At 69.0% G+C, this 24006-nt stretch carries 19 protein-coding genes; 7 read left to right on the top strand and 12 right to left on the bottom strand.

All coding sequences use genetic code 11. The features are described 5' to 3' along the window. The first annotated feature begins 26 nt into the window (after positions 1–26). Complete coding sequence (locus IJ15_RS0118025) at positions 27–608, top strand: dihydrofolate reductase family protein (RefSeq protein WP_031939744.1); 582 nt, start codon at positions 27–29, stop codon at positions 606–608. 250 nt (positions 609–858) lie between these two features. Here IJ15_RS0118025 and IJ15_RS0118030 read toward each other — a convergent pair whose 3' ends face one another. Both IJ15_RS0118030 and IJ15_RS0118035 read right to left on the bottom strand, forming a co-directional pair. After that, a complete protein-coding gene (locus tag IJ15_RS0118030) occupies positions 859–1446 on the bottom strand; it encodes a LysM peptidoglycan-binding domain-containing protein (RefSeq protein ID WP_031939745.1) in 588 nt (195 codons plus the stop codon). A gap of 354 nt (positions 1447–1800) precedes the next feature. Then, complete coding sequence (locus tag IJ15_RS0118035; protein ID WP_031939746.1) at positions 1801–2490, bottom strand: hypothetical protein; 690 nt, start codon at positions 2488–2490, stop codon at positions 1801–1803. Positions 2491–2507: 17 nt separating this feature from the next. Between IJ15_RS0118035 and IJ15_RS0118040 the strand changes: the two genes are divergently transcribed. Continuing rightward, positions 2508–2756 (top strand): hypothetical protein, encoded by a 249-nt coding sequence (locus IJ15_RS0118040; protein WP_031939747.1) that lies wholly within the window; start codon positions 2508–2510, stop codon positions 2754–2756. Between the two features lie 17 nt (positions 2757–2773). Here IJ15_RS0118040 and IJ15_RS0118045 read toward each other — a convergent pair whose 3' ends face one another. Continuing rightward, positions 2774–4000 (bottom strand): aminotransferase family protein, encoded by a 1227-nt coding sequence (locus tag IJ15_RS0118045; protein ID WP_031939748.1) that lies wholly within the window; start codon positions 3998–4000, stop codon positions 2774–2776. Positions 4001–4211: 211 nt separating this feature from the next. Here IJ15_RS0118045 and hrpA point away from each other — a divergent pair, with 211 nt between their 5' ends. After that, positions 4212–8180, top strand: a complete 3969-nt coding sequence (hrpA, locus tag IJ15_RS0118050) for an ATP-dependent RNA helicase HrpA (protein WP_031939749.1) — start codon at positions 4212–4214, stop codon at positions 8178–8180. A gap of 29 nt (positions 8181–8209) precedes the next feature. On the opposite strand, the gene nrdR is transcribed toward hrpA, so the two are convergent. Beyond that, complete coding sequence (nrdR, locus tag IJ15_RS0118055) at positions 8210–8701, bottom strand: transcriptional regulator NrdR (protein ID WP_031939750.1); 492 nt, start codon at positions 8699–8701, stop codon at positions 8210–8212. 252 nt (positions 8702–8953) lie between these two features. Continuing rightward, complete coding sequence (locus tag IJ15_RS0118060) at positions 8954–9397, bottom strand: hypothetical protein (protein WP_051919146.1); 444 nt, start codon at positions 9395–9397, stop codon at positions 8954–8956. A 270-nt stretch (positions 9398–9667) separates the two neighbouring features. Here IJ15_RS0118060 and lexA point away from each other — a divergent pair, with 270 nt between their 5' ends. After that, on the top strand, positions 9668–10420 hold the full coding sequence (gene lexA / locus IJ15_RS0118065; protein WP_031939752.1) for a transcriptional repressor LexA: 753 nt from the start codon (positions 9668–9670) through the stop codon (positions 10418–10420). 66 nt (positions 10421–10486) lie between these two features. Here lexA and IJ15_RS0118070 read toward each other — a convergent pair whose 3' ends face one another. Both IJ15_RS0118070 and IJ15_RS0118075 read right to left on the bottom strand, forming a co-directional pair. Further along, positions 10487–11632, bottom strand: coding sequence for an acyl-CoA dehydrogenase family protein (locus IJ15_RS0118070; RefSeq protein ID WP_031939753.1), 1146 nt, complete (start codon positions 11630–11632; stop codon positions 10487–10489). A gap of 167 nt (positions 11633–11799) precedes the next feature. Continuing rightward, positions 11800–13056, bottom strand: coding sequence for a uracil-xanthine permease family protein (locus tag IJ15_RS0118075; RefSeq protein WP_031939754.1), 1257 nt, complete (start codon positions 13054–13056; stop codon positions 11800–11802). Between the two features lie 454 nt (positions 13057–13510). Between IJ15_RS0118075 and betT the strand changes: the two genes are divergently transcribed. The 3 genes from betT to IJ15_RS0118095 are packed head-to-tail and all read left to right on the top strand — an operon-like array spanning position 13511 to position 18652. Next, positions 13511–15589 carry a choline BCCT transporter BetT gene (gene betT, locus IJ15_RS0118085; protein ID WP_081880799.1) on the top strand — a complete coding sequence of 693 codons (2079 nt, stop codon included), beginning with the start codon at positions 13511–13513 and terminating at the stop codon, positions 15587–15589. Between the two features lie 7 nt (positions 15590–15596). Next, positions 15597–17099, top strand: a complete 1503-nt coding sequence (locus IJ15_RS0118090; RefSeq protein WP_031939756.1) for an aldehyde dehydrogenase family protein — start codon at positions 15597–15599, stop codon at positions 17097–17099. 2 nt (positions 17100–17101) lie between these two features. After that, positions 17102–18652 carry a GMC family oxidoreductase gene (locus tag IJ15_RS0118095; protein WP_031939757.1) on the top strand — a complete coding sequence of 517 codons (1551 nt, stop codon included), beginning with the start codon at positions 17102–17104 and terminating at the stop codon, positions 18650–18652. A gap of 12 nt (positions 18653–18664) precedes the next feature. On the opposite strand, the gene IJ15_RS0118100 is transcribed toward IJ15_RS0118095, so the two are convergent. From IJ15_RS0118100 to IJ15_RS0118120, 5 genes are all read right to left on the bottom strand, one after another. Next, a complete protein-coding gene (locus tag IJ15_RS0118100) occupies positions 18665–19789 on the bottom strand; it encodes an NHL repeat-containing protein (protein ID WP_231569580.1) in 1125 nt (374 codons plus the stop codon). Next, positions 19782–21254 (bottom strand): GTPase HflX, encoded by a 1473-nt coding sequence (hflX, locus tag IJ15_RS0118105; protein ID WP_031939759.1) that lies wholly within the window; start codon positions 21252–21254, stop codon positions 19782–19784. The genes IJ15_RS0118100 and hflX overlap by 8 nt, the downstream gene beginning before the upstream one ends. A gap of 102 nt (positions 21255–21356) precedes the next feature. Continuing rightward, on the bottom strand, positions 21357–22226 hold the full coding sequence (gene dapF, locus IJ15_RS0118110; RefSeq protein WP_031939760.1) for a diaminopimelate epimerase: 870 nt from the start codon (positions 22224–22226) through the stop codon (positions 21357–21359). A gap of 21 nt (positions 22227–22247) precedes the next feature. After that, positions 22248–23165 (bottom strand): tRNA (adenosine(37)-N6)-dimethylallyltransferase MiaA, encoded by a 918-nt coding sequence (gene miaA, locus IJ15_RS0118115; protein ID WP_407984093.1) that lies wholly within the window; start codon positions 23163–23165, stop codon positions 22248–22250. Beyond that, a complete protein-coding gene (locus IJ15_RS0118120) occupies positions 23162–23902 on the bottom strand; it encodes a class III extradiol ring-cleavage dioxygenase family protein (RefSeq protein ID WP_031939762.1) in 741 nt (246 codons plus the stop codon). Before IJ15_RS0118120 ends, miaA begins: the two co-directional genes overlap by 4 nt. Between the last annotated feature and the right edge of the window lie 104 nt (positions 23903–24006).

Consider the following 24006-nt stretch of genomic DNA (forward strand, 5'->3'; position numbering starts at 1 on the left):
TCAGAGTACTACGAACGGAGTGGTTTATGCGCAAGCTCGTGTACTACGTCGCAGTGTCCCTGGACGGATACATCGCCGGGCCCGGCGGCGAGATCGACTTCTACGCCCTGTCCGATGCGATGGCGTCCTGGATCAACGAGCGATATCCGGAGACCGTGCCGACACACATCCGGCCGATGGTCGGACTGGAGGGCGCTCCCAACCAATCGTTCGACACCATCGTCATGGGTCGCGGCACATACGAACCCGCGCTCGCGGTGGACATCACGAGCCCGTACGCGCACCTGCGCCAACTCGTGGTCTCGACAACGCTCGGCACGAGCCCCGATCCCGCCGTCGAACTCATCACCGACGACCCAGTCGAGGCCGTCCGCAAGCTCAAGGCCGAGGACGGCCTGGACATCTGGCTGGCGGGAGGCGGCAAGCTGGCGGGAGCACTCCTTCCCGAGATCGACGAACTGATCGTGAAGACCTACCCGGTGGTGGCCGGCGCCGGACTTCCAGCCTTCGCGGGCCCGTTCCGTCCGACAGCGTTCACGCGCACGGATCTCACGTCGTTCGACAACGGCGCGAGCGTGTCGTGGTTCAGCCGCACACCGAACGCCTGACCGGGACGCGACCGGACAACTGCTGCCACCGAGGTCGATGAGGTCGGGGGCGAACACCACGCGTCACCACACGCCCTCGGCAGCATGTACCGCAGCACGAGCGCCGGACAGACAGCTGAAGGGTCCGTTCATGCGCTGCCAGCGCATGAACGGACCCTTCAGCTCAACCAGATGGCGACACTGCGGCATGGCACAGCCCCGCCGGGACGGGACACCGGCGGGGCTGCGAGTTCGTTCGGCGCGAGACCGATCAGAGGGAGAGCGTCTGCCCCGGGAAGATCAGATCGGGGTTGGCGACCTGGGCGGCGAGGTTCGCCAGCGAGACACCGTGGTTCGCGGCGATCTGCGAGAGCGTGTCGCCGAGCTGGACGACGTACGCGCCGACACCGGCGGGCAGGGTCTGCGCCCACTCGTTCACCTGCTGCTGGACGGGGGCCTGCGGGGCGACCGGTGCCGGGGCCTGCTGGGCGATGGCCTCGACCGAGCCGCCCGGGGTGCTGCCGCCGGTGAGGTACTGGCCGCACACCGGCCATGCGCCGACGCCCTGTCCGTCGAGGACGTTCTCGGCGACGCGGACCTGCTCGGCCTGGCTGGCGTTGTGCGCGCTTCCGCTGCCGCCGTAGGCCTCCCAGGTGCTCTGCGAGAACTGCAGGCCGCCGTAGTAGCCGTTTCCGGTGTTGGCGGCCCAGTTGCCGGACGACTCGCACTCGGCGACGCCGGACCAGTCGTGGCTGCCGGCGGCCGACGCGGTGCCGGTGCCGATCGCCAGCGGGATGGCGACGACGGCGCCGGTGGCAACGACGGCGCCCAGGGCGCGCTTGATCGTGAAGCTGGTCATACGGGTGGATCCTCTCCGCTCCTGCGGGTGAGACGGCGCTCGCGCACCGATCGTGCCGGGCGGAGTTCCATCCGCCTCACCCCTGCCCCCTCGAAGGTTTCGGGCGTCCGGACCGCGGGGCAGGATCGTGCAGCGGCGGGCCGGCGTGGCTCGTCTGGTTCGAGCCGGGGACGACGTTAGGGGACGGTCACGGAAAGGTCACGGACCGCGATTTCGGTACGAACGTCCAGGTGCCGGAGCCCGCCGGCAACGTTTCCCCAGAACCTGTCGGCGTGTCCGCAACTCGACAGACCGTTTGTTATCCATCTGTTACGTGACAACCATCACGCCTATTCGATGGCGTGGGTCACACGATCAGCCGCGCCCGACGCTCCCCGCAGCGAGATCCGAGTCGCTGAGAAGTACCTCGATCTCGGCCCCCAATTCGATGCCGGGTGCGAGCGGCAGTCGGTCACCACTCCAGAATCGGCCCGGGTCGTACCAGTTGGTCTTGCGATCGCCGGTCAGCAGGCCCATCGCCTCCAACGTCGACGCCACCACCTCGGCGCAGTAGGCACTCTCGAGACCCGCGTTCGAAGCGCGGCCGCCACGGGACCGCAACGACGGCAGTCGACCGCCGAACCACCGCGAGGCCAGCTTGGCCGTCGACGGGAACGGAGTGCCGTCCAGCCGCGCGATCGTTCGCAGCAGGGCATCCTCCTGCTCGCGGGTCACGGGGTCGGCCAGCTGACGCAGCCAGCCGCGCTGCCCGTAGCGGGCGCCCCACACCTGTACCGCCGCCCGCAGGTCGTGCAACTGGACACCGCGCTGGAACTTCCCCGTCCACATGTCCTGCAGCGAGTGCCCGAGTTCGGCGTGCCACATCAGCGGCGGAAGATCGTCGAGCACGACGGACATGCCGACGTGGTTGACGGGGCTGTTCGTCAATGTCTGGATCGCCCGGTCGGCTCCGGACTGGCCCCGGAAGATCCAGATGTCGCCCGTGCGGGTCGCGTCCACCGCGTCGTCGAGGCTGACCTGTGATGGATGCATCCGCCGAGTCATCCACCTAGCCTAGAGCGATGCGCATCGACAGCAGACATCTGTGGAAGGCCCTCGGGCTGGCCGGCGCCCTCGGCGTCGCGGCCACCGGCGCGCTCGCCGTGCGGGCCGAACGACAGCGTCGCGCATACACACCCGACGAGGTCCGCGACCGCCTGCACACCCGTTTCGCGCAGGCGTCGGCGGCCGCGGACCGCACCGTGGTGGAACTCGTCGACGCGAAGCCGTCACTGCGGCAACGCCTGTCGCGGCTACTGCGCCGACGGTGAACGGACGGTGAGCGAAATCAGCCGAGCGCCTTGGCCACTCCGGCCGCCATCTCGGCGACCTGCTCGTCGGTCATGACGAACGACGGCGAGAACTGCATCGCGCCCTGACCGGCAGCGCGACCGGAGATCCCGAACTCGCGCAGGGTCTTCACGAACGGCAGCGCCTCCGCGGGATCGGCCAACTGCACCGCGGCGACGGCACCGATACCGCTGCGCACCTCCGCGACCCGCGGATGCTGCGAGAGCGGGGCGAGATGCTCGTGCAGCGACGCCTCGAGCCGCTTCGACTCCGCGAGCAGGTTCTCCCGCTCGACGATGTCGAGATTGGCCATGGCCGCGGCGGCGGCCCCGGCGTGACCGCCGTAGGTGTACCCGTGCCGCCACCACACTCCCCCGCCGAAGAACGGTTCCGCGACCGTCGGCGCGACGAACACCGCACCCATCGGCACATACCCCGAGGTGAGTCCCTTGGCGGTGGTGATCATGTCCGGCTGCAGATCGAAGCGCGTCGAGGCGAACCACGATCCGCCGATCCGGCCGAAACCGGTGACGACCTCGTCGACGACGAACAGGATGTCGTGTTCCCGGCAGATCTCGCGGACCTCACGGAGATACCCCTCGGGCGGCAGGTAGATGCCGCCCGCACCGATGATCGGTTCGCAGAAGAACGCCGCGATCGTCTCGGCGCCCTCCCGTTCGATCAGCTCGAGCAGACTCTTCGCCTCGTCCCACTCCACGGTGCGGGCATCGGCCATGAGTTCGCCGTAGCCCTCCCGGTTGACCGGGATCCCGGCGAGCGCAGTTCCCGCGACGTGCATGCCGTGATACGCCTTCTGCCGGCCCACGATCAACGTCTTCGACGGCCGGCCCACCTCGGTCCAGTACCGGCGCGCGAGCTTGGCGGCGGTGTCGACCGAATCGGATCCACCCGAGGTGAAGAACACCTTGGACCCGGGCACGGGGGCGATGGCCGCCAGGCGCTCCGCGAGCGCGACGGTGATGTCGGAGGTGAAGTCACCGAAGTTCGAGAAGTGCGCGACCTTCGACAACTGCGCGGCGACGGCGTCGGCGATCTCGGTCCGTCCGTGCCCGACGTTGGTGAACCACAGGCCCGCGGTCGCGTCTAGATACCGGGTTCCGGCGTCGTCCCAGATGTACGCACCCTCACCGCGGGCGACGACGAACGCGCCGTCGCGCTGCACCGCTCCCATGTCGGCGAATCCGTGCCACAGTGCTCCACTCATCCGCGCTCTGCCCCTCAGCTCATGTTTCCCGGTCGCATGCCGTCTCCCGCGACTTTCCGGCGACTATGCCACGGAAACCGGATCGGGTTCGTCGCCACCGGAGCGGAATCGCGCAGCAATCGGTGTGACGGCGGTCCTGCGCGGATGTTCGCACGGCCGGGGCGGTTCCAGCCGGAATTGCCGTTGCGCGCTTCGATAGGCTGTGCGGAGCATGTCGACATCACCATCAGCAGCCGAGACCGGGTTCGATCGCCGCGAGGCGAGGAAGCGACTCGGTGCCCTCACCATCCGCGACGAGCACCGGCTCCGCCGACGCCTCGACCGCGCCAAGTCCCCGTCCGCACTCGCCGCACTCTCCGACGAGATCTCCGCGGCCGAGTTGCGCATCGAGGGCCGCCGCGCGCAGGTCCCGCCGCTCACCTACCCGGAATCGTTGCCGGTCACGCAGCGCCGCGAGGACATCGCCGCGGCGATCGCCTCGCACCAGGTGGTGATCGTCGCCGGCGAGACCGGCTCCGGCAAGACCACCCAGATCCCCAAGATCTGCATGGAACTGGGGCGCGGCATCCGCGGCATGATCGGGCACACCCAGCCCCGCCGTCTGGCGGCCCGCACGGTCGCCGAGCGGATCGCCGAGGAGGTGGGCCGGGAACTCGGCGACACCATCGGCTACACCGTCCGCTTCACCGACCAGGTGTCCGACTCGACGCTGGTCAAACTGATGACCGACGGCATCCTGCTCGCCGAGATCCAGCGGGACCGGATGCTGCGCCGCTACGACACGCTCATCATCGACGAGGCGCACGAGCGCAGTCTCAACATCGACTTCATCCTCGGCTACCTCAAGCAGTTGCTGCCGCGGCGCCCCGACCTCAAGGTGATCATCACCTCGGCGACCATCGACCCGGAGCGGTTCGCCGAACACTTCGCGGTCGACGGCGTGCCCGCCCCCATCGTCGAGGTGTCGGGCCGGACGTTCCCGGTCGAGATGCGCTACCGCCCGCTCACCGTCGAGGTGGGCGACCAGACCTTCGACCGCGACCCCGTCGACGCGGTGTGTGAGGCCGTCGAGGAACTCGCCGCCGAAGGTGACGGCGACATCCTGGTGTTCCTGTCCGGCGAACGCGAGATCCGGGACACCGCCGATGCACTGCGGGACCGCAAGTACCGCAACACCGAGATCCTGCCGCTGTACGCCCGACTGTCGGCGGCGGAACAGCACCGTGTGTTCTCCCCGCACACCGGTCGGCGCGTCGTGCTGTCCACGAACGTCGCCGAGACGTCGCTGACGGTGCCCGGCATCCGATACGTGATCGACCCGGGCACCGCGCGCATCTCGCGGTACTCGGTCCGCACCAAGGTGCAGCGTCTGCCGATCGAACCGATCTCGCAGGCCTCGGCCCGCCAGCGCGCCGGGCGGTGCGGCCGCGTCGCGGACGGAATCTGCATCCGCCTCTACGCGGAGGACGACTTCGAGTCCCGGCCCGCGTTCACCGAACCCGAGATCCTGCGCACCAACCTCGCGTCGGTGGTCCTGCAGATGACTGCGCTGGGGCTCGGCGACATCGAGGCGTTCCCGTTCGTGGAGAAGCCCGACCCGCGGGCGATCCGGGACGGCATCGCACTGCTCGAGGAGCTCGGGGCGATCGCGTCGGGCAAGCCGGCCACCGGCGACGGTGCGGCACCCGACGCTCAGGCAGCCGGAGGCCCGCAACTGACCGCGACCGGACGCGAACTGGCGCAGTTGCCGGTCGATCCGCGGATGGCGCGGATGCTCGTCGAGGCGCACCGCAACGGCTGCCTGCGCGAAGTACTGGTGATCGTGTCCGCGCTGTCCATCCAGGACGTGCGCGAGCGCCCCGCCGAATTCCAGCAGGCGGCCGACGAGAAGCATGCGCGCTTCAACGTGGAGAACTCGGACTTCCTGGCCTACCTGAGGCTGTGGGAGTACCTGCGCGAACAGCGGAAGGAACTGAGTTCGAGCCAGTTCCGGAAGATGTGCCGCAACGAGTTCCTGCACTGGCTGCGCATCCGGGAGTGGCAGGACCTGCACGGGCAGCTGCGCCAGATCACCCGTGGACTCGGCTGGGAGAACTCCGATTCTGGCAGCGAGACAGCTGAGGCGAGCGAGGCCGGCGAGGCCCTGATCCACCAGTCACTGCTGGCGGGCCTGCTCTCGCACATCGGACTGCGCGAGGGCGACAAGCGCGACTTCCTCGGTGCCCGTGGCAGCAGGTTCGCGATCTTCCCCGGCTCCAGCCTGTTCAAGAAGCCGCCCCGCTGGGTGATGGCGTCGGAACTGGTCGAGACATCGCGGCTGTGGGCGCGGATGGCGGCCCGCATCGAGCCCGAATGGGCCGAGAAGCTGGCCCCGCACCTCGTCAAGCGCACCTATTCGGAGCCGCACTGGTCCACCAAGCGGGCGTGCGCGATGGCCTACGAGCGGGTCACGCTCTACGGCGTCCCGCTCGTCACCGGACGCCCCGTCACCTACGCCTCGATCGACCCCGAGACCTCCCGCGAGTTGTTCATCCGCCATGCGCTGGTGCAGGGCGAGTGGCAGACGCAGCACAAGTTCTTCCACGCCAACCGTGCACTCCTCGACGACGTCGAGGAACTCGAGCACCGGGCCCGACGTCGCGACATCCTCGTCGACGACGAGACGCTGTTCGAGTTCTACGACGAGCGGGTCGGTCCGGAAGCGGTGTCCGCCAAACACTTCGACACGTGGTGGAAGCAGGCACGGCGCTCGGATCCGAATCTGCTGAACTTCACCACCGCCACGGTGGTCAACGCGGACTCCGCGGCCGTCCTCGGGGGCGACTACCCCGATGCGTGGCGCCAGGGCGACATCCAGTTCCCCTTGACGTACCAGTTCGAACCCGGCACCGAGGACGACGGCGTCACCGCGCGGATCCCGGTGGCGCTGCTCGCGGGCCTGCGGCCGGTCGGGTTCGACTGGCTGGTGCCCGGCATGCGCACCGAACTGGTCACCGCACTGATCAAGACGCTGCCGAAGCAGTTGCGCCGCCAGGTGGTGCCGGCCCCGGACTTCGCCGCCGCCGCACTGGCCGCCGTCAAGCCGCGATCGGAGTCGCTGGTACACGCGATGGCACGGGAGTTGTCGCGCCTGGGTTCGTGCCGGATCGAACCGACGGACTTCGACGTCGCGTCGCTACCGCCGCATCTGCGGATGACGTTCGCCGCGGTGGACGAGAAGGGCACGGTCCTCGGCCGGGACAAGAGCCTGGCCGCACTGCGCCGGTCGCTGGCACCGCGGGTCGAGGTGGAGGTCGCCAAGGCGACCTCGACCACCGAGCGGCCCGCCGCACCGGTCTGGACGGCCCAGACCCTGGGCACCTTGCCGTCGTCGGTGACCCGAACTCTGGGCGGACAGAAGGTGACCGGGTATCCGGCGCTGGTGCCCGAGGACGACGGCGTCGCCGTCCGCGTCCTGACCACCCCGGCGGCGCAGCGTGCCGCGATGCGGGCCGGCACCCGCGAACTGCTACTGAAGGCGATTCCGACGCAGGCCAAGTCGGTGACGAACGGCATGAGCAACGCCGACCGTCTCGCGCTCGGGCAGAACCCGGACGGCAGCTTCGACGCCCTCCTCGACGACTGCCGGGCCTGCGCGGTCGACGAGTTGATCGCCGAGAACGGTGGCCCGGTGCTCGATCCGGCCGCGTTCGAGGCGTTGACCGGCAAGGTCCGTGCACAGCTCGCCACCCGTGTCGCACGCCTGCTCCGCCTGCTGCTTCCCACTCTCGCAGAGGCGCACCGGCTGTCGGTCGTCCTCGAACGGTCCGTCGGCGAAGCCGCGGACGACGTCCGCGAGCAGCGGGAGTCGTTGCTGTTCCCCGGCTTCGTCACCGAACTCGGCTCCAAACGGCTGAAGGACCTGCCTCGGTATCTGGCGGCCGCAACGCTGCGACTCGAGTCGCTGCCCGGCAGCGCCCAACGCGACCAGGCGGGCATGGACGCCCTCGATCGTGTGTACGCCGCCTACGACCGGATGCTGTCGGCGCTGCCCGAGGAGCGCCGAGGAGACGACGACGTCAATGAGATCCTCTGGAAGATAGAGGAGTTGCGGGTGAGCCTGTTCGCCCAGTCACTGGGCACCGCGATCCCCGTGTCGGAGAAGCGCGTGCTCAAGGCGATCGACGCGATCCGGCGGTAGTACCGCGGACCGGGAGCCGACCGGCCGGGTCACTCGGCGGCGGACTCCGCATCGGCCAGGTCGGCGGTGCGGCTTTCGCGGTGCGCACGGAGATCCGTGATCTCGCGCTCGAAGTCCTCCGCGGAACTGAACGAGCGGTAGACCGAGGCGAAGCGGAGGTAGGCCACCTCGTCGAGATCACGCAGCGGACCGAGGATCGCCAATCCGACCTCGTGGCTGGGGATCTCGGGGGAACCCGACGCCCGGACGGTGTCCTCGACCTGCTGGGCCAGCTTGTTCAGTGCGTCGTTGTCGACCTGGCGTCCCTGGCAGGCCCGGCGCACGCCCTGGACCACCTTCTCCCGACTGAATGGCTCCGTGACACCGCTGCGCTTGACCACCGCCAGCACGGCGGTCTCGACTGTCGTGAATCGGCGGCCACACTCCGGGCACGAGCGACGGCGACGAATCGCGGCGCCCTCGTCCGCCTCTCGGGAATCGACCACGCGCGAATCGGGATGCCGGCAGAACGGGCAGTGCATGGTGTTTCCTTCGTAGCCATCGTGGCCGCTGCGCCGCTTCTCGACCGATGCCGGTTCCAACAGAACCGGCTCACGCAGGGGAGACACGATATCGACGCGACCACGCGATGTGGTGTGACTGACAGGATTCGAGGATACCCGCCCCACCCAGACCGGTAGTGACTCCCGGGTACCCAATCGAATCAGCGTCGATTCCGACCGTGCTGACAGTCCCATGCTCGGACGCCTCCTCCATTCGCGACCGGAGTCCGGTCATCTCGCGGGCGACTCGACTCCCTGGCCACGTGCCGTGTCGCTGACCGAGGTCGCCGCCCCGGAATCCCTGGCCGCCCCGGGTTCTCCCGCCGTCAGGTTCGCGAGCGCATACAGACCCACCACGACGCCGGCGGTGACGACCACGGTCGAGACGACCGCCGACAGGCCCTCTAATCGGGACCGGGAACGGATCCGATCGTGCGACGGGTGCGATGCGGCCGACACCCGGGAACCCCGCGCGCCATGCCGGGGAACGGCGTCGTAGTGCACGACACCGGCCGCCGGCCGCTGCGAATCCACGGGCCGGGACCGCGCCGGGCGATACTCCCGCACCTCGCCGCGGTCGATGATCACGCCGGACGCGTCCGCCCGCAGGTAGACGCCCCGGCGGCACGTCGGCGCGCGGCCGACCGACCCATTCCCCGAAAGTGCGATTCCCATCCGAACCCTCCCAGCGAGTCGTCGAGCGGTTTCCACTTGTCGTACATCCGAACAACCAGACAACCATTGTTCGATCATGCGTTCGATAGAACACATATTCGATTTCTACCACGCGGCTGCGGCAAAGTCAGTAGTTTCGACGACACAGCTCGAACAGATGTTTGAAGTGGCGGGAAGATCGGGATAGATTCGTGGCAGAACACACAGACACGCACCGACTCACCACACTCGGCCCGCGAGCCGCTGGAGCCGTGAAGGAGGCCACGCGCCATGAAGGACGACAGCACCAGTTCCTCCGGAGGCGGCGGCATCCGGACCGGCGGCGCCGACATTCAACCGGGCAGCGCGCCACTCGATGCCACCACGCTCACCGACCGTCAGCGCCGGGTTCTCGAGGTCATCCGGACGTCGGTCGCCGACCGGGGCTACCCGCCGAGCATCCGTGAGATCGGCGATGCTGTCGGCCTCACCTCGACGTCGTCCGTCGCGCACCAGTTGCGCACCCTCGAGCGCAAGGGATTCCTGCGGCGCGACGCGAACCGGCCGCGCGCGGTCGACGTCCGGGGGCTCGACACGCTCGACGGACTGGACGACGCGCAGTCGGCGGCGGGCGCTGCCGCGGCGATGAAGTCGACCGACGAGCTGCCGGCGCCGACGTTCGTCCCGGTGCTCGGACGAATCGCGGCCGGTGGCCCGATCCTGGCCGAGGAGGCCGTCGAGGACGTCTTCCCGCTGCCTCGCGAACTGGTCGGGCAGGGGTCGCTCTTCCTGCTCAGGGTGGTGGGCGAGTCGATGATCGATGCCGCGATCTGTGACGGCGACTGGGTGGTCGTGCGGCAGCAGAATGTCGCCGAGAACGGCGACATCGTCGCCGCGATGATCGACGGCGAGGCGACCGTCAAGACCTTCAAGCGCACCGGCAAGGACGTGTGGCTCATGCCGCACAATCCCCTGTTCGATCCCATCCCCGGTAACGACGCCGCAATCCTCGGCAAGGTCGTCACCGTGATGCGCAAGCTCTGACGACAACGAGAACGGGGAGGGGACCGCGGTGCGCCGCGGTCCCCTCCCCCTCTTCGAGCAGGTCTGTCAGCCGAGGTTCAGGCCGCGGCCGATGATCTCCTTCATGATCTCCGTGGTGCCGCCGTAGATCGTCTGGACCCGGGAGTCCATGTACGCCTTGGCGATCGGATATTCCCGCATGTAGCCGTAGCCGCCGTGCAACTGCAGGCACCGGTCGATCAACTTGACCTGCGCCTCGGTGGTCCACCATTTCGCCATCGCGGCTTCCTGGACCGTCAGTGTCCCCGCGTTGAGCTGCTCGATGAACTTGTCCACCAGGATCCGCACGGCGGTCGTCTCGGTGGCGAGTTCGGCAAGGACGAAACGGGTGTTCTGGAAGCTGCCGATCGACTTGCCGAACGCCTTGCGGTCGCGGCAGTACTGGATCGTCATGTCGAGGCACGACTCCATCGCGGCGGCCGCGACGACGGCGATCGACAGGCGCTCCTGCGGCAGGTTCTGCATGAGGTAGATGAAACCCATGCCCTCCTCACCGAGAAGGTTCTCCGCCGGCACCCGAACATCGGTGAAGCTCAGTTCCGCGGTGTCCTGAGCCTTGAGTCCGATCTTGTCGAGATTGCGTCCCCGCTCGAAGCCCTCCATGCCGCGCTCGACGACGAGCAGCGAGAAGCCCTGCGCACCCTTGTCGGGGTCGGTGCACGCCACGACGATCACCACGTCGGCGTTGATGCCGTTCGTGATGAACGTCTTGGCGCCGTTGAGGATCCAATGGTCTCCGTCCCGCACGGCCCGGGTCTTGATGTTCTGCAGATCGGATCCGGTGCCGGGTTCGGTCATCGCGATCGCGGTGATGAGTTCACCGGAGCAGAATCCGGGCAGCCAGCGCTGCTTCTGCTCCTCGTTCGCGAGCTTGATCAGGTACGGCGCGACGACGTCGTTGTGCAGCATGAAGCCCACGCCGCTGTAGCCGCCGCGGGTGGTCTCCTCGGTGATGATCGCGTTGTACCGGAAGTCCTCGACTCCCCCGCCGCCGTACTCCTCCGGCGCCGCCATTCCGAGGAATCCCTGCTTGCCCGCCTCGACCCACACCGACCGGTCGACGATGTTCTGCTCTTCCCACTGGTCGTGGAAGGGCGCGACGTGCTGATCGAGGAACTTGCGGTAGGACTCCCGGAACAGTTCGTGCTCCGGTTCGAACAGGGTGCGTTCCACTGCGTCTCCTCGTGTCGAGATCTACGGCGGTCCGCCGGCCGCCAGCGGGCACGCGGCAGCAGACCTACTTCCTCGACATGACCGTAAAGCGAAGATCAGCATCGATCCATGACCGAGACGAGCACGATTCGTGACCGCGTGGCGCAGGTCACGAATCGTGCGATCGTCTACGCGCGACGCAGCGTGTTCAGGCGGCGCATCAGCGGGTAGGCGACGAGGATGCCGACCGACCCCCACGCGATGCCGCCCAGTTCGACCGACCCGATCGACAGCGTCAGGTTGCCGATGCCCGCGACGAGCGCGGTCGCGACGACGGTGAGGTTGACGGGGTCGGTGAAGTCGACCTTGGCGTCCATCCAGATCCGGACGCCGAGCACACCGATCAGGCCGTAGAGCACCATCGTGGCGCCACCGATGACGCCGTCGGGCACCGTGAACACGAGCGCGCCGAACTTGGGCGAGAAGGAGAGGACGATGGCGGTGAGGGCGGCCACCCAGTAGGCGGCCGTCGAGTACACGCGGGTCGCCGCCATGACGCCGATGTTCTCGGCGTAGGTCGTCGTTCCGGATCCGCCGCCGGAGCCGGCGAGGGTGGTGGCGAGGCCGTCGGCGAACAGGGCGTTGCCCGCGAGGTCGTCGAGCGACTTGCCGGTCATCGCGGCAACCGCCTTGACGTGCCCGACGTTCTCGGCGATCAGAACGATCACGACCGGCAGCGCGAGCAGGATCACGGACAGATCGAACGACGGTCCGCGCAGGTGCGGCACCCCGAACCATGCGGCCTCACGCAGCGCGTCGACGCGGTCGTCGGCGAGTCCGCCCGTGACGGCGGCGAACACCCAGCCGATCACGACGCCGATGAGGATGCCGAGGCGCCCGATGATGCCGGGCCCGATCACCGTGGCGAGGAGGATGCCGAGGAGCGTCACGGCGGCGATCAACGGCTGCGCCTGGAACGACCCGGCCGCGGTCGGCGCGAGGTTGAGGCCGATCAACGCGACCACGGCACCGGTCACCACCGGCGGCATGACTGCGTCGATGACGCGGGCGCCGATCAGCTTGACCGCGACACCGACGAGCATGAGCACCACACCGGCCGCGACGACACCGCCGAGCTGCGCGGCGGGCCCGTCACCGGCGGCCGCGGTCAGGGGCGCGATGAATGCGAACGACGAGCCGAGATAGCTCGGGATCCGGCCGCGGGTGAGGATGAGGAACAGGGCAGTGCCGATGCCGGAGAACAGCAGCGTGGTCGTGACCGGGAACCCGGTGATCGTCGGCACCAGCAGCGTGGCGCCGAACATCGCGATCACATGCTGCATCCCGATGCCGATGGTGCGCGGCCACGACAGCCGCTCGTGCGGTGCCACCACCGCGCCGTCGCTGATCCGTCGGCCGTCGCCGTGCACCGCCCATCCGAACATTCCGGATCCTGCCGACTGCTCGGGCACGCGTCGAGCACTGTCCTCTTTACTGGTCACAGTTGGCCAATAGTAGGGCGAGGGCCTGGGGCTTTTCCGCACCGCACCCGGCTTCTCGACCCACATCACATCGATACCGGACGCCCCGCAGGCCGGGGGCTGCCCGGAACTCGTCCCTCGCCGCAGAGCCGGAGAGCGCACCTGAGTGACATCCCCGACGCCGTCGATTCGACCGGACCGGCTCGGATGCAACGTTTCTCGGGACAGCGGCGAGTCGGACCTGGCCGCTACCACGCCGTCCGGACCGCACGACCGGGATTTCCACTCCCCAGCGAGACGCGCAGGTCGGCGGTAGCTTCAGACCAGCAGCCGGACGGGTGTCCACGGAACGCCCGAGGATTCCACCCGCGCTGCCGGGCCGTCGCGATCCGAACGCAGAACCGGACCGAGGAGACAGATGAGCACTACGGATCGAGAACCACCGGAGGCCTCGCTCACCGACGGCCCCCCGGTGGACGGCGCCGACGTCGAGGTGCCGAAGTCGGGGATCAACAAGCCGGTCTTCTACATCTCGTCGGCCATCATCGTCGCCATCACGGCGTGGGCGATGATCGCACCGGACAACGCCGACGCCGTGATCGGCAGTGTCGTCGACTGGATCTCGGGCGCCTTCGGGTGGTGGTACTTCCTCGTCGCCACCCTGATCATCGTGTTCGTGCTGTTCCTGGCACTCTCGCGCTACGGGAAGATCAAGCTGGGCCCCAACCATTCGCTGCCGCGCTACAACGTCTTCACGTGGGGCGCGATGCTGTTCGCGGCGGGCATCGGCATCGACCTGATGTTCTTCTCGGTCTCGGAACCCGTTACGCAGTATCTGGCGCCTCCGGTCGGCGAGGGCCAGAACACCGAGGCTGCGCGTCAGGCCGTGGTGTGGACGCTGTTCCACTACGGCATCACCGGCTGGGCCATGTACGCGCTGATGGGCGCAGCGCTCGCCTACTTCGCGTACCGGCGCGGGCTACCGTTGTCGATCCGCTCGGCGCTGTACCCCGTGATCGGCAAGCGCGTGAAGGGTGCCGTCGGCGACGGCGTCGAGATCGCCGCCGTGCTGGGCACCATCTTCGGCATCGCGACGTCCCTCGGCATCGGCGTGGTCCAGCTCAACTACGGCCTGAACTTCATGTTCGACCTGCCCCAGAACACCGCGATGCAGGTGGCTCTGATCGCGGTTGCCGTCCTGATGGCGACGGTGTCCGTCGTCTCGGGCGTCGACCGCGGCATCCGTCGACTGTCGGAGTTGAACGCGCTGCTCGCGCTCGCCCTGATGCTGTTCGTGCTGTTCGCCGGCAAGACCCGCTTCCTGCTGGATGCGATCGTGATGAACGTCGGCGACTACGTCAACCGTTTCCCGGGAATGACGCTCGACACCTTCGCATTCGACGCGCCGCAGGAATGGCTCAATTCGTGGACCCTGTTCTTCTGGGCGTGGTGGATCGCGTGGGCGCCGTTCGTCGGACTGTTCCTGGCCCGCATCTCCCGGGGCCGCACGATCCGTCAGTTCATCGGCGCAGTACTGACCATCCCGTTCGCGTTCATCGCCCTGTGGATCGCGATCTTCGGCAATGCGGCGCTGTCCGTGGTGATCGACGGGAACAGCGAGTTCGGGGAGACGGCGATGTCCGCGCCCGAGAGCGCGTTCTACTCGCTGCTCGACCAGTATCCCGGTGCGCTGTTCAGCGCGGGTATCGCGACGTTCACCGGGCTGCTCTTCTACGTCACCTCGGCCGACTCGGGCGCGCTGGTGCTCACGAACCTCACGTCGCACCTGAACGACCCTGAGGAGGACGGCCCCAAGTGGGGACGAATCTTCTGGGCCGTCGCAACCGGACTGCTCACCCTGGCGATGCTGATCGTCGGCGGCGTCACGACGCTGCAGAACGCGACGATCATCATGGGATTGCCGTTCTCCTTCGTGATGCTGCTGATCATGGCGGGCCTGCATCGCGCCCTACGCACCGAGGGCTACCGCGAGGACAGCGTGCGCGCCGTCCTGCACTCGTCGCTCTCGGAGCGGGTGGGCGCCGAGCGCGGAGTGCAGCGCACATGGCGACAGCGGCTGTCGCGCACCCTCTCGTACCCGGACGGACGGGACCTGCGCCAGTACGTCGAGCGCACCGCACGACCCGCGCTGCAGGCCGTCGTCGACGAGCTCGCCTCCCGGGACATCGACGCCGAACTGGTCGAGAACCGGGAAGACAAGACCGGTGTGCCACACCTGGACCTCACGGTCGCGATGGGTGCGGATCCGCCGTTCCGCTACCAGCTGTGGCCCGAGAAGACCGACATGCCGTCGTTCGCGATGAACTCTGCCAGCGGCGACGCCGTCTACTACCGGCTCGAGGTGTACCTCACCGAGGGCAGCCAGCAGTACGACGTCATGGGATACACCCGCGACCAGCTCATCAGCGACGTCCTCGATCAGTACGAACGCCACATCGAATTCCTCCGACTCCGACACACCCCGACGATGGAGTGATGCAGCCATGACCGACACCGCAGCCAGCCTGTTCATCGGCGGCGCCTGGGTCGCCGCCGAGTCCGGCGACACCCGAGAGATCCGCTGTCCCGCCGACGGTAGCCACGTCGCGACCGTGTCCGAGGCCGGGACCGTCGACGTCGAGCGGGCGATCGCCGCGGCACGCGACGCGTTCGACAACGGTCCGTGGCCGAGAACGGTCGCCGGCGAGCGAGGCCGAATTCTCCGCAGGGTCGCCGACCGTCTGCGCGAGCGCAAGGAGGAGTTCGCTCGCGCCGAGTCGTTCGACACCGGCAAGCGCATAGTCGAGGGCCGCATCGACATGGACGACATCGCGGCATGCTTCGAGTACTTCGGCTCCATCGCCGCCACCGATGCCGGACGCCTCGTCGACGCCGGGGACGCCAACGTGCTCAGCCGGATCCAGTACGAGCCCGTCGGGGTGTGCGGGCTGATCTCGCCGTGGAACTACCCGCTGCTGCAGGCCGCATGGAAGGTCGCGCCGTGCCTGGCGGCCGGAAACACGTTCGTGCTCAAGCCCAGTGAGCTGACCCCGTCGACCGCGATCCTGCTGATGGATCTGCTGACCGAGTGCGGGGTGCCCGCCGGGGCGGCGAACCTGGTGCTCGGCGCGGGCGCGGTGGCCGGGGCCCCACTGTCGGAGCATCCGGACGTGGACATGGTCTCGTTCACCGGCGGGCTGGTCACGGGACGCCGGATCGCGGCGACCGCGGCGGCGACGGTGAAGAAGGTGGCCCTCGAACTGGGCGGCAAGAACGCGAACGTGGTGTTCGCCGACGCGCTGTTCGACGCCGCCGTCGACAACGCGCTCAACGCCGCGTTCGTGCACTCCGGCCAGGTCTGCTCGGCGGGCGCACGACTGATCGTCGAGGAGTCGATCCACGACGAATTCGTCGACGCGCTGGTCGCGCGCGCCCGGCAGATCCGCCTGGGCGGTCCGTTCGACGACGACGCCGAGACCGGCCCGCTGATCTCGGCGGCCCACCGCGACAAGGTCTCCGCGTACGTCCGCAAGGGCGTCGAGGAGGGCGCGGTGCTGCGCTGCGGCGGCGAGTGGGGATCCGGCGACCTGGAGAACGGCTACTACTACCTGCCGACCGTGCTCGACGGCGTCCGGCAGGGGATGTCCGTCGTCGTCGACGAGGGCTTCGGCCCGGTCGTGACCGTCGAGACGTTCACCGACGAGGACGATGCGATGCGCATCGCCAACGACACCCGCTACGGCCTTGCCGGCGCGGTCTGGACGCAGGACGCGGGCCGGGCGCAGCGGGTCGCGAACCGGCTCCGTGCGGGCACGGTGTGGATCAACGACTTCCATCCCTATCTCCCGCAGGCGGAGTGGGGCGGCTTCGGCGAGTCCGGGTTCGGCCGGGAACTCGGCCCGACCGGCCTCGACGAGTACCGCGAGGCCAAGCACGTCTACCAGAACATCGATCCCGGGGTGAGCGGATGGTTCGCCGATCGGACCTCCGGATCGGAGAAGGAGTGACCATGACGTCTCAGCAGGAGCACCGGTACGACTACGTCGTCGTCGGCGGCGGATCGGCGGGCGCGGCTGTCGCGGCCCGGCTGAGCGAGGACCCGTCGGTGACGGTCGCGCTGATCGAGGCGGGCCCGAGCGATGTCGGGCTGGACGAGATCCTGATTCTCGAGGACTGGATGGCGCTGCTCGAATCCGGCTACGACTGGGACTATCTGATCGAGCCGCAGGAGCACGGGAACTCGTTCATGCGACACGCGCGGGCGCGGGTGCTCGGCGGCTGTTCGTCGCACAACTCGTGCATCGCGTTCTGGCCGCCGCGCGAGGACCTCGACGAGTGGGCCGGCCCGCTCGGATGCACCGACTGGGAGGCGGAGGCGATCTTCCCGCTGATCAAACGCCTCGAGAACAACACCCGACCCGGCGGGCACCACGGCCACGACGGTCCGGTGGTCCTGCGGGACGTGCCGCCGAACGATCCGTGCGGGGTCGCGATCCTCGACGCGTGCGAGCAGGCCGGCATCCCGCGCGCGACGTTCAACGAGGGCGAGACGATCGTCAACGGTGCCAACTTCTTCCAGATCAACGGCCGCGAGGACGGTGTGCGGTCGTCGTCGTCGGTGTCGTACCTGCACCCGATCCTGGGTCGCGAGAATCTGACGATCCTCACCGACCACCGGGCCAGGAAACTGCCGATCGAGAACGGGCGGTGCGTCGGTGTGGACGTGCTGCTGCCCGACGGCATCCACTCGCGGCGGATCACGGCACGTCGTGAGGTGATCCTGTCTGCGGGGGCCATCGACTCCCCGAAGCTGCTGATGCTCTCGGGCATCGGACCCGCCGACCACCTCCGCGAGATGGGCATCGACGTGCTCGTCGATTCACCCGGGGTGGGCAGCAACCTGCAGGACCATCCCGAGGGCGTGATCCAGTGGGAGGCGCAGCAGCCCATGGTGACCCGGTCGACTCAGTGGTGGGAGATCGGCATCTTCTCCCCCACCCGGGACGACCTGGACCGGCCCGACCTGATGTTCCACTACGGCTCGGTGCCGTTCGACATGCACACCGTGCGGCAGGGCTATCCGACGTCGGAGAACGCCTTCTGCCTGACGCCGAACGTCACCCATGCCCGCTCCCGGGGCACGGTCAGGTTGCGCAGCATCGACTTCCGCGACAAGCCGCGGGTGGATCCGCGGTACTTCACCGACCCCTACGACATGGACATCATGATCGAGGGCATCCGCCGCGCCCGCGAGATCGTCGCCCAACCCGCGATGGCCGAGTGGGCGGGCCGGGAGTTGTTCCCCGGCATCGACGTCCAGACCGACGAGCAGATCGCCGACTACATCCGACGCACCCACAACACCGTCTACCACCCGGTGGGCACCGTGCGGATGGGGCCCGACGCGGACTCCCCGCTCGACCCGCAGTTGCGGGTCAAGGGAGTGGAGGGCCTGCGTGTCGCGGACGCTTCGGTGATGCCCAAGATCGTGGCGGTGAACCCGAACATCACCGTCATGCTCATCGGCGAGCGCTGCGCCGACCTGATCAGGAAGTCCTGACCGACCCGACCGCTACGAACGGGGCCGGCGCCGCACCAGGACGAACGTCGCCAGCCCTGCCACCAGGGCACCACCGGCGAGGACGACCGTGGACCACCGGGGGGCCGCGGATGCCTCGGTGGTGTCGCCGGACGCCTGGGCAGGCTCCTGACTCTGGTTCTCCGAAGCCGACAGCGACACCGAGCCACCGGACCAGCCGGTGCTCTGTGCCAGTTCCGTCGCGCCCCTCAGGATCTGAATGGGCGGCAGTGCACCACCGGCCGACTCGGACCCGGCCAGCAGGTCCCCGTCCGGCGTGAACGCGATCGTCTCGCCCTGCGGCTGGTTCGGCAACGCCACCCGCAACGGCGTGGTGGTCGTGAGCGCCCGCACCAGGTCACCGTCGGGTGCCGAGAACAGGTAGACGTCGGTGTACGTGCGCAGTGCGGCGACCGTGCCGTCCGCGCTCACCGCTCCACCCGTGACGAGGGTGGATCCACCGATCGGGACCGGTCCGCCGGGTGTGGTGGTGGGGCCCAGACGGATGTCGCCGACCCGCTCGAGCGACGTGGGTCCGGGCGACGCCAGCCCGCCGAGAGTGGCAGCGCCGGCCGGACGGTAGATCCCGTTCGTGGCGACGACTTCCTTGGTGACGATCAAGGGGACGCCGTCCCGCTGGATCAGCAGCGCCTCGGCGTCGTGTGCGCTGTCCGGGTACGTCAGCCGGTGCACCTGCCCCGCACCGGTCGCCGGGTCGAGGTCGATCAGAGCGATGGTGGAACGGACGCGATGGTTGTCGCCGGTGTCTGCCAGCCACAGCCGGCCGTCCGGGCCGATGCCCATGTCCTCGATGTCGTTCGGGTCGACCGGGACCGGGACCGTCGCGGTCACCGCGCAGTCACCGTCCATCACGATGACGGCGTCGTCGGTGCCGCTGTCGCCGATCCCGTAGGTCGCGTCGCCCGACACGGCCAGCCCGGACAGCTCCGCGAGCGCCGGATCCACCGGCGTGCAGACCTGCTCGAACTGCGCACCGGTCACCAGCACACCGGAGCCGGAACTCTGGGCGGCCGCCGGCGCGGCCAGCAGCATCGACGGAACGAGCGCGAGCGCGGCACCGGCGAGCGACAGCCGGATCAAGCCGCGACCGCTATCCACGCCCCGCGTATTCGAGGAGAGCAGACGCGAGGGACTCGGGGACTCGAACACGCATCCGGGTGCCGTCCTCCTCGTGGGACGAATCGAGGATCTGTCCGTCCGAGTGGATGCGGGCGACGAGATCGCCTCGCGAGTAGGGCACGAGGACGTCGACCTCGACCTCCGGTCGTCGAACGATCTCCCCCAGTCGCGTGCGTAGCTCATCGATGCCCTCCCCTGTTCGGGCGGACACGAACACCGCGCCGGGCAGGAGCCCGCGCAGCTGGGTCAGAACCACCGGGTCCGCAGCGTCGATCTTGTTTACCACGATCAACTCGGGCGGAGCGGTCGTATCGTTCTCACGGACGACCTCGGTGATGACCTCGCGGACAGCCTTGATCTGGTCGGTCGGCAACGGATCGGAGCCGTCGACGACGTGCAGCAGCAGGTCGGCGTCGGTGACCTCCTCGAGCGTCGAGCGGAACGCCTCGACGAGCTGCGTCGGCAGGTGCCGCACGAACCCGACGGTGTCGGTGAGCACGTACTCGCGTCCGTCCTCGAACGCGGACTGACGCGTCGTCGGATCCAACGTCGCGAACAGGGCGTTCTGCACCAGCACGCCGGAACCTGTCAGCGCGTTGAGCAGGCTCGACTTACCGGCGTTGGTGTAGCCGACAATCGCGACCGACGGGATCTCGCTGCGCAGCCGCTGACTGCGCTTGGTGTCGCGCGCGGCCTTCATGCCCCTGATCTCGCGACGCAGCTTCGCCATCCGCTCGCGGATCCGGCGACGGTCCGTCTCGATCTTCGTCTCGCCGGGACCGCGCAGGCCGACGCCGCCGTTGCTGCCCGCGCGACCACCGGCCTGCCGGGACATCGACTCGCCCCAGCCACGCAGCCGGGGCAGCATGTACTCCATCTGAGCCAGGGCGACCTGCGCCTTGCCCTCGCGGGAGGTGGCGTGCTGCGCGAAGATGTCGAGGATCAGCGCGGTCCGATCGACCACCTTGACCTTGACGACCTTCTCCAGCGCGGTGAGCTGCGCGGGCGTGAGCTCACCGTCGCAGATGACGGTGTCAGCACCGGTCGCCAGGACCACCTGCCGGAGCTCGTCGGCCTTGCCCGAACCGATGTACGTCGCGGCATCGGGCTTGTCCCGACGCTGAACCAGACCCTCGAGTACCTCGGAGCCGGCGGTCTCGGCGAGGGCGGCGAGCTCGGCCATGCTCGCGTCGGCCTGCGCGGCGGTGCCCGACGTCCAGACACCGACCAGGACCACGCGCTCGAGACGCAGCTGCCGGTACTCGACCTCGGTGACGTCGGTGAGCTCGGTCGACAGGCCCTGCACGCGCCGCAGCGCGGCACGCTCGTCGAGTTGCATGTCGCCGACGGACGGGGCCGCGGAGTCGTCGACGTACTCGGCCTCGTCGGGGGTTGCCTGATCGTCCGTGGTGGACGGGACGTGGGTGTGATGTGTTTTCGTCATACACGTTCATCGTCCCACGAAGCGCGACCGGCGTGCACGCGCATTTCGGTCGCCACCCGCCACGCGGGTGGCGTCGGCACCGTCAGCCGAACGAACCGGGATTCATCCCAGCTCGGTCCACCAGCGACCGTCGATCATGCCGGACGCGACCAGCACCGACGGACCGCGCAGCGCCGCCCGCCCACTGTCGATCGACACCTCGACCCGGCCGCCGGGCACCCGCACCTCGACGGCGCCGTCGGTGTGGCCGGCCGCCCGCAGCGCCGCGGCGGCCGCGGCGACGGTGCCGGTACCGCACGAGCGGGTCTCGCCGACACCACGCTCGTGGACGCGCATCTCCACGGCGCCGTCGGTGAGCGGGGTGAGGATCTCGACGTTGACGCCCTGTGGGAAGAAGCCGGGATCGAATCCGGGTGCCGCCGTGAGGTCCAGCGCCGCGAGCGCCGCCGGTGTGAGAGCGGGGTCGACGCACGCGAGGTGGGGGTTGCCGACGTCGATGCCGATGCCGTCGAGCACGCGTCCGCCGATCGTGGCCGTCGACGACCCGAGTTCGCGCACCTGCCCCATGTCGACGGTCACGTCGCCGTAGACGTGATCGGCGGAGTGCACCCGGACGGGCCGACCGCCGGCGCGGCTGCCGACGACGAACTCGTCGCGACCCTCGAGCCCGGTGGAACGCAGGTAGTGCGCGAACACGCGGACACCGTTGCCGCACATCTCGGCGATCGAGCCGTCGGCGTTGCGGTAGTCCATGAACCAGTCGTCGGGGCCGACGCCCTGAGGCAGCTCGGCCAGCACACCCACCGCGGTGAGTGCGCCCGCGCGGGCCACCCGCAGCAGTCCGTCGGCGCCCAGTCCGCGGCGGCGGTCGCACAGCGCGGCGATCCGGTGAGCGGGCAACGCGAGATCGGCATCCGGATCCGGCAGGATCACGAAGTCGTTCTCGGTGCCGTGGCCCTTGCTGAATTCCATGCCGTCAACTCTAGCGGGATGTCACCGGCCCTCGACGACGCGCAGGACGCCGTCCAGGAGAGCGGGATCGGCGCCGTCCACCCAGTGCACCCGTGGATCCCGCCGGAACCACGACCGCTGCCGGCGGACGTACCGGCGGGTGCCGATGAACGTGCGCTCGACCGCCTCGGCGAGGTCGTACTCGCCGTCCAGCATCGCGAGCACCTGCGCGTATCCGATGGCCCGCTGCGCGGTCACGCCCTCCCGCAGCCCCACCTCGATCAGCGCACGGACCTCGTCGACGAGCCCCCGCTCGAACATCAACTCGGTGCGCAGCCGAATCCGCGCGTCGAGTGCCTCCGTCTCGCGGTCGACGCCCACGATGACTGTGCCCCAACGTGGTTCGCCGATCTTCGGCGCAGACGCGGCGAACGGCTTGCCGGTGAGGTGCACGACCTCGAGCGCACGCACGATCCGCCGGCCGTCGGTCGGCAGGATCGACGCCGCCGCCTCCGGATCGACCCGCGCGAGCTCCGCATGGACCGCCGCCACGCCACGCTCGGCGAGCTCGGCCTCCCAGTGCGCCCGGACCTGGGGATCGGTCGCGGGGAACGACCACTCGTCGAGCAACGACTGCACGTACATCATCGAGCCGCCGACGACGATCGGCACGGCACCCCGCGCGCGGATGTCGCCGATGTCGCGGCACGCCGCTTCCTGATAACGCGCGACCGTCGCGGTCTCGGTGACGTCCAGCACGTCGAGCTGGTGGTGGACGATTCCCCGCCGTTCCGGCACGGTCAGCTTCGCGGTGCCGACGTCCATTCCGCGGTACAGCTGCATCGCATCGATGTTGACGATCTCGCCGCCCAGCCGTTCCGCGAGGTCCAGACCCAGGTCCGATTTGCCGGTGGCGGTGGGGCCCACGACGGCGATCGGGGTACGTCCCTGCTCGGTCACGGCAGCCACATCCCGACGTGGTAGCCGACGCCGAAGGGCGACTCCGAGTACAGCGACTCGGCCTTGCGCGGACCACCGTCCGCGCCCCCGAACACCGCCGAAAGCGTCTGCCACGCAGCACGGCCGGACAGCCCGATCTCGCCGCACAGTCCCGCGTCGAGCCCGTCGAGGGCACCGCAGTCACCGCCGGCGAGCGCCCGACCCAGCACCGCCTCCACGGCTCCCGACCGCTCGTCGAACGCCCCGGGAGCCTTCTCCGTCAACGTGTTCGCGCCGTCGGCGACGATCAGCAGCCCCTGCGGCAACGGCGACGCATCGAGTTCGCGGCGCAGCTGTTCCCCCACGCGGATGCACTCCGCGGGCGAGGTGTTCGGTGCCAGGATTCGCGCCCGGACCGTCACCGACGGTGCGACGCGCCCACGCAGCCAGCCGGCCACGAGCGCCGCGAGCGGCATCTCGGGATCGGGCGCGCCGCGGTCGGATTCGCCTGGCGCCAGGCACACTCGCACGTCGACCCCGAATCCTGCGAAGGTGCCGCGCGATTCGGGGGCGATCTCGGTGGCGGGCGCACCCGGGTCGGCGACACCGATGACGGTCCACTGCCCGCACGCTTCGCCGAGCCGGGCGGACACGTCCAGCGCGGCTTGGCGCAACCGGTCGGTTTCCGCTGCAGCGGCCCCGGCCAATTGGGGCACCAGCAGCGGAGGGGAGGGCACGAAAGCAGCGGCGGTCAACACACTGCGCCACGGTAGTCGACCCGAGGTGGCGCCCTCCGACGGTCATACCTGTTTCAATAGTCGTGAACAGTCGCTGCAGGCTCCCCCTGTTTCCGGTCGACCCG

Source organism: Prescottella defluvii, assembly GCF_000738775.1.
Lineage (GTDB): Bacteria > Actinomycetota > Actinomycetes > Mycobacteriales > Mycobacteriaceae > Prescottella > Prescottella defluvii.

What these genes read in the sequence shown, in the direction of transcription:
- IJ15_RS0118030 (WP_031939745.1), bottom strand. Translation starts at nt 1,446, where the DNA reads ATGACCAGCTTCACGATCAAGCGCGCCCTGGGCGCCGTCGTTGCCACC.
- IJ15_RS0118040 (WP_031939747.1), top strand. Translation starts at nt 2,508, where the DNA reads ATGCGCATCGACAGCAGACATCTGTGGAAGGCCCTCGGGCTGGCCGGC.
- IJ15_RS0118075 (WP_031939754.1), bottom strand. Translation starts at nt 13,056, where the DNA reads ATGTTCGGATGGGCGGTGCACGGCGACGGCCGACGGATCAGCGACGGC.
- IJ15_RS0118045 (WP_031939748.1), bottom strand. Translation starts at nt 4,000, where the DNA reads ATGAGTGGAGCACTGTGGCACGGATTCGCCGACATGGGAGCGGTGCAG.
- IJ15_RS0118095 (WP_031939757.1), top strand. Translation starts at nt 17,102, where the DNA reads ATGACGTCTCAGCAGGAGCACCGGTACGACTACGTCGTCGTCGGCGGC.
- IJ15_RS0118090 (WP_031939756.1), top strand. Translation starts at nt 15,597, where the DNA reads ATGACCGACACCGCAGCCAGCCTGTTCATCGGCGGCGCCTGGGTCGCC.
- hrpA (WP_031939749.1), top strand. Translation starts at nt 4,212, where the DNA reads ATGTCGACATCACCATCAGCAGCCGAGACCGGGTTCGATCGCCGCGAG.
- IJ15_RS0118060 (WP_051919146.1), bottom strand. Translation starts at nt 9,397, where the DNA reads ATGGGAATCGCACTTTCGGGGAATGGGTCGGTCGGCCGCGCGCCGACG.
- betT (WP_081880799.1), top strand. Translation starts at nt 13,511, where the DNA reads ATGAGCACTACGGATCGAGAACCACCGGAGGCCTCGCTCACCGACGGC.
- nrdR (WP_031939750.1), bottom strand. Translation starts at nt 8,701, where the DNA reads ATGCACTGCCCGTTCTGCCGGCATCCCGATTCGCGCGTGGTCGATTCC.
- dapF (WP_031939760.1), bottom strand. Translation starts at nt 22,226, where the DNA reads ATGGAATTCAGCAAGGGCCACGGCACCGAGAACGACTTCGTGATCCTG.
- IJ15_RS0118025 (WP_031939744.1), top strand. Translation starts at nt 27, where the DNA reads ATGCGCAAGCTCGTGTACTACGTCGCAGTGTCCCTGGACGGATACATC.
- hflX (WP_031939759.1), bottom strand. Translation starts at nt 21,254, where the DNA reads ATGACGAAAACACATCACACCCACGTCCCGTCCACCACGGACGATCAG.
- IJ15_RS0118035 (WP_031939746.1), bottom strand. Translation starts at nt 2,490, where the DNA reads ATGACTCGGCGGATGCATCCATCACAGGTCAGCCTCGACGACGCGGTG.
- lexA (WP_031939752.1), top strand. Translation starts at nt 9,668, where the DNA reads ATGAAGGACGACAGCACCAGTTCCTCCGGAGGCGGCGGCATCCGGACC.